Source organism: Moritella sp. Urea-trap-13 (genome assembly GCF_002836355.1).
Taxonomy (GTDB): domain Bacteria; phylum Pseudomonadota; class Gammaproteobacteria; order Enterobacterales; family Moritellaceae; genus Moritella.
Genome location: NZ_PJCA01000001.1, coordinates 281,085 through 295,969, shown reverse-complemented (window position 1 = coordinate 295,969; position 14,885 = coordinate 281,085). Strand labels below are relative to the sequence as shown.

The 14,885-nt window shown below is 42.0% G+C and carries 16 protein-coding genes; 11 read left to right on the top strand and 5 right to left on the bottom strand.

Translation table 11 applies throughout. The features are described from left to right. Positions 1 to 200: 200 nt before the first annotated feature. The 4 genes from pssA to CXF93_RS01310 all read left to right on the top strand — a co-directional run bounded on the left by pssA (position 201) and on the right by CXF93_RS01310 (position 3,393). Positions 201 to 1,550 (top strand): CDP-diacylglycerol--serine O-phosphatidyltransferase, encoded by a 1,350-nt coding sequence (gene pssA, locus CXF93_RS01325; protein ID WP_101060507.1) that lies wholly within the window; start codon positions 201 to 203, stop codon positions 1,548 to 1,550. Between the two features lie 210 nt (positions 1,551 to 1,760). Further along, positions 1,761 to 2,072, top strand: a complete 312-nt coding sequence (locus CXF93_RS01320) for an HlyU family transcriptional regulator (RefSeq protein WP_101060506.1) — start codon at positions 1,761 to 1,763, stop codon at positions 2,070 to 2,072. A 35-nt stretch (positions 2,073 to 2,107) separates the two neighbouring features. Beyond that, positions 2,108 to 2,749 carry a peptide-methionine (S)-S-oxide reductase MsrA gene (gene msrA / locus CXF93_RS01315; protein WP_101060505.1) on the top strand — a complete coding sequence of 214 codons (642 nt, stop codon included), beginning with the start codon at positions 2,108 to 2,110 and terminating at the stop codon, positions 2,747 to 2,749. A gap of 2 nt (positions 2,750 to 2,751) precedes the next feature. Then, a complete protein-coding gene (locus CXF93_RS01310; RefSeq protein WP_101060504.1) occupies positions 2,752 to 3,393 on the top strand; it encodes a M50 family metallopeptidase in 642 nt (213 codons plus the stop codon). Here CXF93_RS01310 and CXF93_RS01305 read toward each other — a convergent pair. The 3 genes from CXF93_RS01305 to CXF93_RS01295 all read right to left on the bottom strand — a co-directional run bounded on the left by CXF93_RS01305 (position 3,369) and on the right by CXF93_RS01295 (position 5,686). Beyond that, on the bottom strand, positions 3,369 to 4,223 hold the full coding sequence (locus CXF93_RS01305) for a 4'-phosphopantetheinyl transferase superfamily protein (RefSeq protein ID WP_101060699.1): 855 nt from the start codon (positions 4,221 to 4,223) through the stop codon (positions 3,369 to 3,371). The genes CXF93_RS01310 and CXF93_RS01305 overlap by 25 nt on opposite strands. Before the next feature lie 54 nt (positions 4,224 to 4,277). Further along, positions 4,278 to 4,826, bottom strand: a complete 549-nt coding sequence (locus tag CXF93_RS01300) for a hypothetical protein (protein WP_101060503.1) — start codon at positions 4,824 to 4,826, stop codon at positions 4,278 to 4,280. A 77-nt stretch (positions 4,827 to 4,903) separates the two neighbouring features. After that, entirely contained in the window at positions 4,904 to 5,686 is a 783-nt protein-coding gene (locus CXF93_RS01295; protein WP_232784051.1) for a TSUP family transporter, read from the bottom strand. Positions 5,687 to 5,964: 278 nt separating this feature from the next. Here CXF93_RS01295 and CXF93_RS01290 point away from each other — a divergent pair, with 278 nt between their 5' ends. From CXF93_RS01290 to CXF93_RS01265, 6 genes are all read left to right on the top strand, one after another. Further along, positions 5,965 to 7,311 carry a PLP-dependent aminotransferase family protein gene (locus CXF93_RS01290; RefSeq protein WP_101060501.1) on the top strand — a complete coding sequence of 449 codons (1,347 nt, stop codon included), beginning with the start codon at positions 5,965 to 5,967 and terminating at the stop codon, positions 7,309 to 7,311. A 56-nt stretch (positions 7,312 to 7,367) separates the two neighbouring features. Next, entirely contained in the window at positions 7,368 to 8,006 is a 639-nt protein-coding gene (locus CXF93_RS01285) for a hypothetical protein (protein WP_101060500.1), read from the top strand. Between the two features lie 346 nt (positions 8,007 to 8,352). Beyond that, positions 8,353 to 9,489, top strand: a complete 1,137-nt coding sequence (locus tag CXF93_RS01280) for a hypothetical protein (protein ID WP_198551566.1) — start codon at positions 8,353 to 8,355, stop codon at positions 9,487 to 9,489. Beyond that, positions 9,479 to 10,384: a metal ABC transporter solute-binding protein, Zn/Mn family gene (locus tag CXF93_RS01275; RefSeq protein ID WP_101060498.1), complete on the top strand. Its 906-nt coding sequence runs from the start codon at positions 9,479 to 9,481 to the stop codon at positions 10,382 to 10,384. The genes CXF93_RS01280 and CXF93_RS01275 overlap by 11 nt, the downstream gene beginning before the upstream one ends. Positions 10,385 to 10,387: 3 nt before the next feature. Next, the gene (locus CXF93_RS01270; RefSeq protein WP_101060497.1) at positions 10,388 to 11,176 is read left to right on the top strand and encodes a metal ABC transporter permease; all 789 of its coding nucleotides are present in this window, start codon (positions 10,388 to 10,390) and stop codon (positions 11,174 to 11,176) included. A gap of 234 nt (positions 11,177 to 11,410) precedes the next feature. Beyond that, positions 11,411 to 12,076: a flagellar brake protein gene (locus CXF93_RS01265; RefSeq protein WP_101060496.1), complete on the top strand. Its 666-nt coding sequence runs from the start codon at positions 11,411 to 11,413 to the stop codon at positions 12,074 to 12,076. 60 nt (positions 12,077 to 12,136) lie between these two features. Here the strand turns inward: CXF93_RS01265 and yfbR are convergent, their stop codons facing one another. Together yfbR and CXF93_RS01255 are read right to left on the bottom strand one after the other, a co-directional pair. After that, on the bottom strand, positions 12,137 to 12,715 hold the full coding sequence (yfbR, locus tag CXF93_RS01260; protein WP_101060495.1) for a 5'-deoxynucleotidase: 579 nt from the start codon (positions 12,713 to 12,715) through the stop codon (positions 12,137 to 12,139). Positions 12,716 to 12,928: 213 nt separating this feature from the next. Further along, positions 12,929 to 14,146, bottom strand: a complete 1,218-nt coding sequence (locus CXF93_RS01255; protein ID WP_101060494.1) for a pyridoxal phosphate-dependent aminotransferase — start codon at positions 14,144 to 14,146, stop codon at positions 12,929 to 12,931. A gap of 237 nt (positions 14,147 to 14,383) precedes the next feature. Between CXF93_RS01255 and CXF93_RS01250 the strand changes: the two genes are divergently transcribed. Beyond that, complete coding sequence (locus CXF93_RS01250) at positions 14,384 to 14,836, top strand: PaaI family thioesterase (RefSeq protein WP_101060493.1); 453 nt, start codon at positions 14,384 to 14,386, stop codon at positions 14,834 to 14,836. Positions 14,837 to 14,885 lie beyond the last annotated feature (49 nt).

Sequence of the window (14,885 nt, the reverse complement as noted above, 5' to 3'; positions counted from 1 at the left end):
AAATAAAATGAAATTGTTTATTTAATAATAATTAATAGGAATTAGCTATTGATGACAAATTTAACATTATCCGTATAACTTCTGTTAAGAAACGTAAATTTTCAGCATCGAGTTCTAATAATTGCAGAGATAAATAGCAATCAGGATTGGAATCGGTGATAATTATCTATTAACTTTTATAAATCAGCTTGAAACGACATATGAAATCATTAGAGTTTTATCAATCTACGATTACCAACTTAAAGCAACTGCCGATGTCGGCAGAGCATATTGATGTTTTATTTTCAGCGCGTGATTTTAAAACAAAAATATTAGACTTAATTGCTTCATCTTCGAAACGTATTTATCTTTCGGCTTTGTATCTCCAAGATGATGATGCAGGTAAAGAAGTACTTAATGCGCTGTACCAAGCTCGAGCAAATAACCCGGGCTTAGTTATTAAAGTGTTCGTTGATTTTCATCGTGCACAGCGTGGCCTTATTGGCCAGAAAGATCATGGCGGTAATGCTGATCTTTATAAAGAAATGCGCAAAAACTTAGGCGATAAAGTCACGATCCTAGGCGTGCCTGTTAAAGGTAAAGAAGTTCTGGGTGTATTACATCTTAAAGGCTTTATCTTCGATGATAACGTGCTCTACAGTGGCGCGAGTATTAATGATATCTATCTACAGCAAGCGGAAAAATACCGCTGTGACCGTTACCATGTGTTGTACAACCCCGCATTAGCAGATTCAATGGTAGCGTATTTAGAAGATTACTTTGTTAGTCAAAGTGCGGTCACCCGACTTGATGACGAGTCTATTCCAACAAGCAAAGCCTTGAAGCAAGATATTCGTCAATTCAAACAAACGTTACGCAGCGCGCAGTATCACTATATTAATAACACACCAGAAAGTAATGAGGTGGGTATCACGCCTATTTCAGGTTTTGGTCGTCATGGTAATAAGTTAAATCAAACTATCACTAACTTATTACGTGCCGTAGAAAGCGAAGTGACTATTTTCACTCCGTATTTTAATTTGCCGTTATCAATATCTAAAGATATTAAGCGTCTGTTAAAACGTAATGTGAAAGTAACCTTGGTTATCGGTGATAAAACCGCCAACGATTTCTTCATTCCACCGGAAGAACCGTTTAAGGTGATATCAGCACTGCCTTATATCTATGAAACCTACCTGCATAAGTTTGTAAAAACTTGTCAGCCTTATATCGACAAAGGCCTGCTTAATGTGCGTTTATGGACCGACGAAGGCAACAGTTTCCATCTTAAAGGTTTGTGTTGTGATTATAAGTATCACCTATTAACGGGTAATAACTTAAATCCACGCGCATGGGGTTTAGATCTCGAAAATGGTATTTTAATTCATGATACTAAGCAGTTATTAAAAGATACCCTGCAAGCTGAACAAGAGCATGTGTTGAAAAACACCCGTCGTATTAATCACCTTTCTGATTTAGAAAGCATGGCGGATTACCCAGCACCTGTGCAGAAATTTATGCGCCGTATTAAAACGACGCGTTTGGACATGTTGCTTAAACGTATCTTGTAATATAGCGACTGTTAAGCGCTAGGTTATACTTATAAAGGCTTGTTACTGTTTCGGTAACAAGCCTTTATTGTTTTTAATGACCAGAAACTGATTGCGACCCTGATAGGGTGAGGATGAAAATTAGTTTCATTCTTAATAAAGGCTATTGCTCTGTCCTAGCTTGCTGATTATACTTGATTAACTATCAAACAATAAATTGGCTGTGATTTCATGTTCGGATTATTAAAACGACTTTTTTCTGGTTCTGCGGATTCAGATGCTAAACCTGTCGACAACACACCAAATGTTGAACCTATTGATTACAACGGCTACCTTATCTTTGTGATGCCGAAGGAAGAATCGGGTCAATACCGTGTCGCGGGTTTAATTGAAAAACCTGTTGTAGACGACGAAGCAGCGGATAATTTAAAACACCAATTTATTCGTTCTGATGTTTGCATGAACAAACAGCAAGCTGAACAGATCACATTACAAAAATGTAAGTTATTCATCGACCAAGTTGGCGATAGCATGTTTAAGTAAATGCTGTCTTTGACTCATTAACGCAGGAGTTCACTATGTTTTTTGCAAAAAATAAACTAGCTATGGTTAGTAAGTCTGATGCACTGCCTGACAACCCGACGGCGATCCCCGTTGATGCGTTACATTATGTATCTGCCACCAAAATGGTGCCGCCGTTTGTTGCTCAATACCAAGTATGCTATTTCGCTATGGGCTGTTTCTGGGGCGCGGAACGATTATTCTGGTCGATTCCCGGTGTTGTCACCACGGCTGTTGGTTACCAAGGTGGTTACACTGTCCACCCAAGTTATCAGCAAGTATGCACAGGTCAAACTGGGCACACAGAAGCTGTATTAGTGGTTTTCGATCCTGAAGTGATTAGCTACGCAGAGTTATTGATCTTGTTTTGGGAAAATCATCAAGCAACCCAAGGTATGCGCCAAGGTAATGATCAGGGCTCGCAATATCGATCTGCGCTGTACTGCACTTCGCAACAACAATTGTCTGAAGCGAAATCGTCTGCTGCGCATTATCAACAAGCATTGCTAGATAGCGGTAGTACTGAAACTATTACTACTGAGATCGATCTCGCTGCGCCATTTTATTATGCCGAAGCAGATCATCAGCAATATCTGGCTAAAAATCCACAAGGCTATTGCGGCTTAGGCGGCAGTGGTATTTGTTACCCGAGTAATTAAGCATGATCGCGAGAGATAGACGAATTCTATTTATACTGGTGTTCACGGTACTCGCTTTTATGTGGCAAAGTGCGCTAATTGCCCCACTGAAAATCTTAGTGGTGTTCTTGCATGAGCTGAGCCATGCGTTAGCGACTTGGTTAACTGGCGGCAAGGTTGTGGAGTTTGTGGTCTCGGCTTATCAAAGTGGCCATGTTCGTTCTATGGGCGGCTCGCGGTTTATTATTCTTAGCGCTGGTTATTTAGGCTCGTTACTGTTTGGCTTGTTATTTTATGCGGCTAGCAGTCGTCGCAAGACCACAGATATTAGCTTAGCGCTATTGGCGATTACCATGTTAGTGGTTGCTGTTTTCTTTGGCGGCACTTTATATACCATTGGCTTTGCGGCGGTGATTGCCTTGGCGATCATGGCATTATTAAAGTATGCCAGTGCGGCGATTAAGCAAACCGTGTTATTGGTGTTTGCTAGCGCCAGTATGATCTATGTGCCTATCGATATTTGGCAAGATACTATCGTGCATAGTGGGGCATTATCTGATGCCCGCATGTTAGCCAATGAAATGGGCGGCGCGACCTTTATGTGGGGCGGTCTGTGGTTTGCCGCTAGCTTGTATTTTATTTATTTAACGCTACGAAAATCCTGATCTAATCTACCCGTTAGTATATTGATATGAATATTGGCATTATCAGTGAGTTCCATATCGCTGATAATGCTTAAATCAAACGCTTTGGCCTGCCTTTTATCACCTTTTTCTAGCATTTCATAATGGCCTGAATGCACATTTAACGGCAGACAATATTCAAACACATTATCACGTAACAATTGTGCTATCGGTTGCTTAATCGCTTTGGCTAACGCTTCTTTTAACGTCCATATACGATACAAGGCCTTGGAATACAACGCTTTGCTCATCTCTTCAGTAACATCTTCAGCTTGAACCATACAGGCTCGTAACTCTTCGCTATGGTAATAATGCTTCGCTACTTTGTCGAGTGAACGCTTGGTCGAGAGCCATTCTAAATCCACACCCAGTTGCATTGGTTTTAGCACTAATTCTGGCGTTGCAGATTGTTTGACCGGAACAAGGGCAACCAACACTTGGCCGTGCGAATGAGATATGCAGGTGTGTAGCGCGATAGCTTGGCCATGCTGATAGACCTTTAAGCAAGTATCCTGCTCATCGAATAGCACAGTCAGGGAGTCAAAATCATAGCCTAAAAATTGGCTAGCATAGGTCTTAATGATAACGCGACTCGCGAGGTATTCTTGTTTTGCTTGCAGCTGCTTACGTTTGGCAAACACGAGCTGTTCTTGTGGGTGTAAATACTGCGCAGTCAGTGCCGTGATCTGTTCGCTAGCAATGTTGTTACTGTTGAATAAGTAAACGTCCATTGGCGCATCGGCCTTGACTGGCAAGCCGCTATGCGAGCTAAAGGTTAATTGCTGACTAAAGAATAGGGCTGTGTGTGGCATGAAGGCTGAGACCATTATAGTGCTGTGGGCGCAAAGTATAACAATCTCTGGTTGTTACTTCAGTAAACTGCGGAATTTTTTTTGCTGCTGCAATAGCCATTCTGGCGTTGTGGTGGTTATTCCCTCAGGCTTTAACATCGGGTGCGATAGCATTATTTTATTCACCGTTAATTCTTGTTGCTGTTCGAGATCGATAAATAAGATGGTCTTGCCATTTTCGAGGGATTGTTTGAATACTTTACTATTAATATTGGGTAGCTGAATATCAATGTGATCACCTTCCCAAGTGCAAAAGACCAGTACCATTAAGGCGAACATGATAATCGGCATGCCACCCAGCGGGCCATGATACCAACCTTGAATATAAGTCAGCAACAAGATGGTGATAGCGAACACGATACCAATCGCAGCGCCGATATCACCACTCTTAACTAAACCTTTCTTCAGTGAGTTATCAACCTGATATAAATAATGCTTGCCGAGGGATTTATCATCATTGGTTAAGGTGTGGATCTGACCTTTATCGATGCCAAAGGATTGCAATTCATGTTCGACCATCTCCAGTTCATCCAGAGAATCGATTATATAATAATGCCTTAACATGGTAACCACCTTACAGCTTAATGGCATGATAATAATTTTAGCGCGCAACCTTATTATTATAGCAGAAGACACTTACATCATAAGAAACTATAGCCTAATGATGCCATCAGTAACATCAAGGAGACCGATAATGTTTTACGCACAAAATCAGGGCCAAATTTCAGTGCTGATGCACTGCCTAAATGATTACCTATCAGGTTCATTACCACTAAAGGCAAGGCCAGCATATACAGTAATTGACCCGCTAACATAAAGGCAATCAGTGCACCTATATTTGACGAAAAGTTGAAGAGCTTTGAGGTCGCCGATGCCGAGACTAAGTCAAACTTTAACAAGTAATGTAAAACCAAAATCAAGAAACTGCCGGTACCTGGACCAAAGAAGCCATCATAAAAACCAATCACAAATACTGCCAATGGCACGCCAAAATAGATCACCTTAGTATTAATCACCTGTTCACTGTGGTGATTATCTTGCTTGGGAATAAAAGAGATGATGATGCCGATGGGTAACATACCGAGGATTATTTTACCGACCGTATCAGGATCAAAGTAGAGGATCGCTTCAGCGCCCAGGTAAGCGCCAACTAATCCTGCAGGGATCCCAGATGCTACGGCATTCCAAATAACCTTCTTGTTTTTGACAAAGTTACGGATTGCCGCAATCGTGCCCAGCGTGCTGACTATCTTTTCTTGCCCCAACGCCAATTGTGGTGGTAGCCCTGCTAAGATGAACGAAGGCACCAGTATCAAGCCGCCACCGCCTGCCACACTGTCAATAAAGCCCGCCGCAAAAGCCGATGCCATTAACGCTAGCAGTATCCATAGCGTAATATCTGAACCAAAAATTTCCATCGTCATTATCTCCTCAGTGTAAGTAATTTAGCCATCACCATGATCCTTACTGATCCTGACTTGGATCTAATATAACGAAAATACTAATGACATATGTCAATTTATACGGTATTGCATTACCGTGTGGTATGTCAATTGTATTTGTACAATTAATTAACAAGGGTGCTTTTATTAATAGATAAATAGAGAGGAGTAATGGATCTAGCGCTGTATGTTTTATTTCAGCAAGGTAAACTAAGGGCAATCAAGATTATGTTTTTACAGTGTTCATTAGAGGCAAGTTAATGAGTGATATTAAGTTTCGACAGATCGCCGAAACCATTGAAGCTAGAATTAATACCGGTGTCTATCCCGCTAATACCAAATTACCACCACATCGGGTGCTCGCTGATGAGCTTGAAACGACGCCAACAACAGTGTCTAAAGCTTACAAATTATTGGCAGATAAAAACAAAGTGGAATCCTTTGTTGGTCGTGGCACGTTTGTCTGTGGTGATTCAGAATTGGAAACGGTTATTCAAGCACCAGAGGATGATGCGGATTATAACTTTTCGATTCTACAGCCTTGTTTAGAATATAACGTCTTGCCACTGCAGGCCGCATTTCAAAAAACCTATGCGACATTACCGAGTGAACTATTAGGTTATATTGAACACTCAGGACATCTAGCGCATCGACAAGCGGGGATGAAATGGGCCGCAGAGTTTGGTTTGTCAGTATCTGATCCTGAGCAAATGCTACTTGCCAGTGGTGCACAGAATGCACTGGAAATTCTGATCCAGACCTATACCAATCCGGGTGATTGTATTGCCGTTGAAGCATTTACTTACCCTGGTATTCTCTCTATCGCTAATTTATTGGGTCGTGGTATTGTCGAAGTCGCGATGGACGATAAAGGCATGTGCCCGATTGCGCTTAAACAGACTATTCTTAGCGATAAGCCAAAAGTAGTTGTCATCGTGCCGTCCCATCAAAATCCGACGGGGGTGACGATGCCGAAAGCGCGTAGAGAAGCGATTGCTAAGGTGATTGCAGCTGGTGATATTTGGTTGTTAGAAGACGATATTTATGGCTTCTTAAACCCAACCGTCATTCCAGCAATCAGCAACTACATACCGGAAATAAGTTTTCATATTACCAGTTTGTCGAAAGCCATTAGTCCGGCGCTACGCTGTGCCTTTATTAAAGCACCAAAAAGTGAAGTCCGCAGAGTAGGGGCGTGTATTCGTACTTCTATTTGGCTGGCATCGCCGCTTAATTTTGCGGTAGCAGCGCAGTTGATTAATTCTGGCGAAGCGTTTGCAATGGCGAACAAACAAAAACACCTAGCAACGCAGCGTCAAACATTCGTGGCTGAGCAATTTGACTTCTTAGCGTTTACCAGTCAACCGACAAGTTATCACGTATGGGTGGAGCTGCCTGCGCATTGGCGACAAGAGCATTTTGTGATGGAAGCTAAAAATCAGCAATTATTGGTGAGCAGCGGCGGTTATTTCTCGCAGCAGAGTGATAAAAGTAATCATATTCGCTTATCGTTAATGGCGATCAATGATGAGCAACGCTTCCAGCAAGGTGTTGTATCGCTAGCGAATCTACTCAAAGATGGGCAGGGCTCACATTTCCTGTTTTAATTACTTAAACTACTGCGATATAAGTGAATAATACGACATTGGACTAAGGAGAGTTTATGTTGAAAAATACCATAACGGGCATACTTATTTTAAGTTGTTCTGGCTGTGTTTTATTAGAAAAGAAAGATCCGATAGCACCAGTCATAGATCCTGCGGATGCACCAGCCCCGGTATCACTATTAACGCCAACTGCAACGCCGACATCAGCAGCGGAATGTGCTGGTGATATGGCGTTACCTGTCGAGTTTAGTCGTAAATTTACCGCGGTATCAGATCCTGAGCTATTAGAACAAGCGATTGGTGAAGCGAATGAAGGCAAACTCTGTCAGGGCCAAGTGTATGTGGCTAAACAGAACACCCAAATAATGCTGTTTCGTGCTTGGAATGGCAGCAACCCTGCAAGTGAGCTCGGTGACTGGTGGGCATTAAAGAGCCCGCGTGGTCAAATCTCCGACTACCGCCGCGATTATCAAATATGTTATCAATGGTCGCCGTTAGATAAAATGACCCTGTGTAGCTTAAAAGCAGGCGCTAAAGTGGTGGTAGGTACAGGACAAAGTACGACGTGTTCAGAGTATCTTGAGTATCCAACCTCTGCAAAGAAGCAAGTATATGTAACCAATGCCGATGCCGACCTGTTTGACTGCACGAGCTACAACGCCGAATTTAACTGGACGCCTATCATCACGAAATAAATAACTGGCGAACTGAATTTCAGCGGACAATCTGGTTGTCCGCTATGCTGATACTCTCGATCATAGCTAATACTCTTGATCATAAATAATATCCTAGATCATAAATAACACCTCCGATCATCAAAAACACAGAATTAACCATTTTCCCCTGTAAATTCGGTCTGCGATACCTTCATTTGCTGAATCACATCGACCGCTATTTTTATACTGCCTAAATTACAATCAGTTATATTTATCGCTTGCCTTTAAGTTGTTATGTTATAACATAACAAAATGTAGTGTTATATTATAACAATTAAGGAAAGTAGCTGTGAAAAAGAAATTGGTTTCCCTCGCGATTAGTAGCATGTTGGTATCTCCTGCTTTTGCAAATACCTTGTCAAACCCACAAATCGGTGTGGTGCTCGATGGTTATTATCAAAATGGTGAGCGTAATAATTCAGAACGTAGTGAGGGATTCGGACTAGGGCACACAGAAATTAGCATGTCCGCTAACATCGACGACAAGTTTCATGGTGTATTAACCACAGTGTTAGAAACGCATGGTGATGAAACTGAATTGCTGTTAGAAGAAGCATTCATTCAAACATTAACCATGCCATATGGCTTTAATATCCGCGGTGGTCGTTTCCTATCTGACTTCGGTTACATGAACAATCAGCATATGCATTCAGACAGTTTCGTTGAGCGACCTATTGCTTATCGTACTTTCTTAGGCTCTCATTATTACGATGATGGTTTACGTGCGAATCTGGTATTACCTACTGATATGTATGTAAAGCTAGGCGTTGAAGCGTTAAGTGGTAGCAAGATGTCTGCTGTGGACGATGCTACTGCCGTCGGTGTATATACCACGACATTAAAGATTGGTGATGATTTTTCTGAATCATCGAGTTGGCAGTTTGGTTTAAGTTACTTACGTAATGAAAATGGTAAAGTGACTAATTTTGAAGAGCATGATCATAGTGCACACAGCCATGACGAGCATGATCATAGTGCACACAGCCATGACGAGCATGATCACAGCCACGCATCAGCAGTGACTGGTACAAATCTATATGGTGCTGACTTTGTCTGGAAATGGGCACCTAATGGCAATTATAAATACAGTAATTTCACCTTATCAGCTGAGTATATGTTGTTAGATGACATTTTGGATAGCAAATTTAAAGGTGAAAAAAATGCGCCAGATACGCTAGCAGCTTATTATGTATCGGGCGTATATCGCTTTACACCAAGCTGGTCTGCGGGTATGCGCTACAGTGATGCTGAAAGTTACGACGGTCATGCTCATGGAAACCACGTCCACTTAACCTCTTTGAGTGATAGCGAGATCGAAGCAATGGTCGCGTGGGACTCTTCTCACTTTGGGACTGTACGTGCGCAATATACGCGTGTTGAAAACCAAGACAAAGCCACTGATAACGTATTCACGCTGCAATATGTCATGACGTTTGGGGCGCACGGTGCCCATGCGTTTTAAGAAAAGCACATTATTCGTTACAGTGAGTGCGGCTATGTTGTCTGCACCTGCTCTTGCGTTGAATATTTTCGTTTGCGAGCCTGAATGGAAAGCACTATTGGCTGCACATGCACCCAAAGCAACCATCTATTCTGCGACAACAGCGCTGCAAGACCCACATTACGTGCAAGCTAGGCCGTCTTTAATTGCCAAGATGCGCCAAGCCGATATGGCGATGTGTTCTGGTGCTGAATTGGAAATTGGTTGGTTGCCGATGTTGCAGGCGCGAAGCAGCAATCCTGCGGTGCAGAATAATAAGCAAAGTATGCTGTATGCGTCAGAGATTGTTAGCATGTTGGATACGCATCATCATGTTGACCGCAGTATGGGGGATATTCACGCTTATGGTAATCCGCATGTGCAGTTTGCTGCCAACGATATGATCCGAATTTCTCGCGTGGTGAGCAAACGCTTGGAAAGTATAGATCCCGCTAATGCATTTAGTTACTTAGTCAATGGCGTGAAGTTTCGTGAGCATTGGCGGAAAAAGTTAGTTGAATGGGAACAACGTGCTGAACCGCTGCGAGGTAAGCAAGTGGTGAGTTATCACGAGACCTATCGTTATCTGTTTGATTGGTTGGGGATGGAGCAGATTGCGGACCTTGAGCCTAAACCTGGTGTTTCACCAACGACGGCACACTTGCAATCTTTGGCCAAGTTAGACCCTGCGTCGTTTGATGCGATTATTTATTCTTCTCATCAGAATAAACGCGCAGCAAATTGGTTGCATCAACAAACGCACAAACCTGTGATCCAATTACCGCTGACGGTATCGAAAGGACAACCCCTTGACGAGCTGTATGACCAGGTATTGGATTACTTGTTGAATGTACTTGTAGAACCAATAAAGGATTAGTCTATGTTGGTAGATTATCTTTGGCTAGCACCCGCAGTATTGTGTGGACTGATTGCGCTGGTGGGCAATGTGATATTAGGGCAACAAGTGCTAGCGCGTAAGATTATTTTTATTGATTTGGCAGTAGCACAAGTTGCTGCATTAGGTGCTGCATTTAGTCAGTATTGGCTAAGTCGTTTTGATGTATTACCCGATACTTGGTTAGGGCAAATGATCGGTCCTTGGGTATTATCATTATTACTATGTGGCTTAATTGCCTTGATGGAAAAGCACTATCAGCAGCATCTTGAGCCTATGATCGGTAGCTTGTTTGCTGTGTCGGCGTCATTGGCAATTTTGTTGGCAAGTAAAGACCCGCATGGTGCAGACTTCATTCAAGGGATCTTAAATGGTCAGTTGTTATGGGCAACTTGGGATGATGTGTGGCCATTAGCGATTATTACCGCGGCGATGTTAGCTTTAATTACATTGAAACCGGCATTTATGCAAGGACGTGGATTTTACATTATCTTCGCGATATTGATGCCGATAACGGTCAAGTTGACGGGTATTTACCTTGAATTTGCGTTATTGGTGATCCCTGCGCTGTGTGCGTCTGCGTTAAAAGGTATACGGTTTTTTATCGCGAGCATGGGTATTGGCGTTGCCGGGATCATGTCGGGTATTGTGTTGTCTGCTCACTATGACTTACCCAGTGGTGCAAGTATCGTGATCACGTTATTTGCTTCTGGTGTGCTGTTTTATCTATTACTACAGCCCTTACTGGTCAAGACTGACGTTCGCACTGCATAAATTCACATAACCAATAAATAAAGGCCTGAGCTCAGTATCTCTGGGAGCAGGTCTTCTATTTTTCATTGCATCATGATTCTGTGTAATGATTCTCCATGCTACTTAGGTTAATAATGTCTTAACGCATATCAGCACATAACTCATTAATTTACTTCAAACATTGTAGGTTTAAATAACATTAGTTATATTATGGAATAAGTGATATTTGAGTGTTCTACAAGGAAATTAAATAAGATGTCCGAAGCCAGTGTTGCGACAAAGACACAATTATTTGAGTTAGAACCAGGTAAAATGCTTGATCTACAAATAAATAATCCACTGCCTGTTCGCCTTAAATTGGCCCTTGTTGGTTATGAGCTTGGTCGCTATATCATCTTAAAGTATCCTCGGGTGAGCAATAGCTTAGAATACAAAGATGTCCTTACCGAAGGTAATGGCGTGATTGTGCGTTACTTGCTGGAAGGTGATAAAGGGGAATGCTTTGCTTTTAGTTCTTCTATTCGTTGCGTGACCCAACATCCTGAAAAACTATTGTTTTTAGAATATCCCAAAGAAATTGAAAATCGCCAATTACGCACACAGCAACGAACCAGTATTCATCTGGCCTCATGCATCAAATTAAGAGACGAGAGCAAAAACAAAAGCGCGACCATTAATGGTGTCATTATCGATATTTCAGCGGCTGGCTGTTGTTTTTCTTTTAAAACCAAAAGTGACCGAACTACGGTGAACAAACGTGATGTGCTGGTGTGTATTCAAAGTCCTGTTGATGGTGAAATAAAAATTCCGGCGCACATTTGTAATAGCAGGAACGAACAGGGTGAGGTCAGTGTTGGGATTAAATTTATGGATGAAAACAATATAGTGCCGAAATTATTGTCACAGCTGTTTATTACTTAAAACTAATGAGCCCTCTATCTGAGGGCTTGCTAATACCTACCACTGTAGATGCTCAAGATATTAACTCATATCATCAAACGGTTGACCAATACTTGGTAAGAATACATCTAGGAAATAACGTATCTCATCTGTCATGCGCTCGTCTAGTGCGGTTTGGCAACGGATCTTAGCTTTCGAAAACTCATGGTTACCACAGCTTTCTTCTTCAATACACTTCATATGCGCACATAAAATATCAGCATCTTTGACTAAGGTTTTATACGTAGGGTCTAGATCTGGTGTTGATAATAATGGTTTGTAAGCATCACGTAACTCTGCTGGCAGCATATCTAATAACGTCTGCTCTGCAGCTAACTCTATCTTGTTATATTCTCGAATGATGGCTTTGTTGTAATATTTTACTGGGGTAGGTAAATCGCCAGTCAGCACTTCGGTGGTGTCGTGGAACAGTGCCATCGACGCTGCTTTGTCTGGATCATAATTCTTACCGTAATAAGTATTGCCGATCAGCGCTAATGCATGGGCGACCATAGCAACTTGTAAACTGTGCTCGGCTATATTCTCGTGGGTGACATTACGCATCAGCGGCCAGCGGTAAATGAGTTTCATGCGGGCGAGGTGGGCAAAAAAATGGCTCATAACGTTCTCCAAATAAGAAAGGCTCCTAATGACAATACAGGCTAAGTGCAAGTAAGTCATCGGTTTCATTACTGTAGCATGAGTTAGAGATCCGTGGAGTATTAAAAAAAGCTACATCTATGGCTTAAGTAGAATCAGATTGCAGAAACAACAAAGGCGCTAATAATAGCGCCTTTGTTCATCATGTATTCTTGATATCGAATCAATCAGCAACTAATCCTGACGATAAGTCTTCAAGAAGTTAGCTAGCTTGTTAATCGCAATCGTTAGCTCTTCAACACGCGGTAGGAATACTACGCGGAAGTGATCGGGGCGACCCCAGTTAAAACCTGTGCCTTGTACAATCAATAGCTTTTCTTGTTGTAACAAGTCTAAGGCAAATTTCTGATCGTCTTTGATATTGAACATTTCGATATCAATTTTCGGGAACAGATACATGGCACCTTTTGGTTTCACACACGAAATACCCGGAATATCATTTAACATCTTCCAAGCTAAATCACGTTGTTCTAGTAAACGGCCACCCGGTAGAATCAATTCATTAATACTTTGATAACCACCTAACGCCGTTTGGATCGCATGTTGCATCGGTACGTTAGAACACAGGCGCATCGAGGCTAGCATTTCCAATCCGGCAATATAGTCTTTAGCAAGGTGCGTCGCACCGCTTAATACCAACCAACCAGAACGGAAACCAGCAATACGGTAGGCTTTAGACAAACCATTGAAAGTCACAATCAGGATATCTTGCGCCAGTGTACACATAGGCACATGCTCAACACCGTCATATAAGATCTTGTCATAGATTTCATCAGCAAAAATAATCAGTCTGTTCTGACGCGCAACTTCAATGACTTCAAGCAAGAATTCTTTGCTGTATACCGCACCCGTAGGATTGTTCGGATTGATTAGCACAATACCTTTGGTATTCGGGGTGATCTTGGCTTTAATATCATCCAGATCAGGATACCAATCCGATTCTTCATCACAAATGTAGTGTGTTGCTTTACCGCCTGAAAGGGTAATTGCCGCTGTCCACAATGGATAATCCGGAGATGGTACTAATATCTCATCACCATTATTCAGTAATGCCTGCATCGACATCATGATTAATTCAGATACACCGTTACCCAAATAAATGTCGTCAATAGACACATCCAACAGACCTTTCTGTTGATAGTGCTGCATCACGGCTTTACGTGCAGAATATAGCCCTTTAGAGTCACAATAACCTTGGCTCGATGGCAGGTTATGAATAACGTCTTTTACAATTTCTTCCGGGGCTTCAAAACCAAATGGGGCGGGATTCCCGATGTTTAATTTGATTACTCGATGACCTTCTTCTTCCAAGCGATTCGCTTCTTTTAATACTGGCCCACGTATGTCGTAACACACGTTATCTAATTTATGAGATTTTTCTATTGAGTACATCCCGTCTCCACCGCTTTAATTATGTTTGTTGTTAATCTTTCTGTAATAAAAGTACCGTATATAAGGCATTGTTGGAAGTGATATTTGGCGATCTACACGATTTATTGTTGCGCCATTGTTAATTGATAAGATTCGGGTGTAACATTATCAGCAATGGTTACCGGGTTACGGTAGTTTTGTGAGAATATTGTTGTAATACAGCAGTTAAAAATAATGTTAATGAGACAAGGAAAGAGCATGAACCAGCAGTTAAACCCAGCAAAAATGAGTGGACTAGAGATATTACAAGCAATGGCGGAGGGAATATTCCCACATCCTTCAATTTGCCACACAATGCCAATGCAATGTGTTGATTTAAGCGAAGGTCAGATCTACTTTAAGGTACAAGCCGATGATCGTCATCTCAATCCAATGGGTGGTGTTCATGGTGGTTTTGCGGCGACGGTACTCGATTCAGTCACTGGCTGCGCAACACATACCACGTTGGTTGCTGGTGAGAGTTATGGCACGGTAGATCTGAATGTAAAAATGGTGCGCCCAATTCCAAAAGACACCGAATTACATGCCAAGGGTAAGGTATTAAACGTATCGAGAACGGTTGTTATCTCTGAAGGTGATATCCGTGATGCCGCTGGTAAACTTTACGCGCATTGTACTGCGACGTGCGTTATTACTCGCCCAGCGAAATAGCGCCTAATTTATAAAAATAATCGTGACCTAAACACAGCAGCTGAGATTA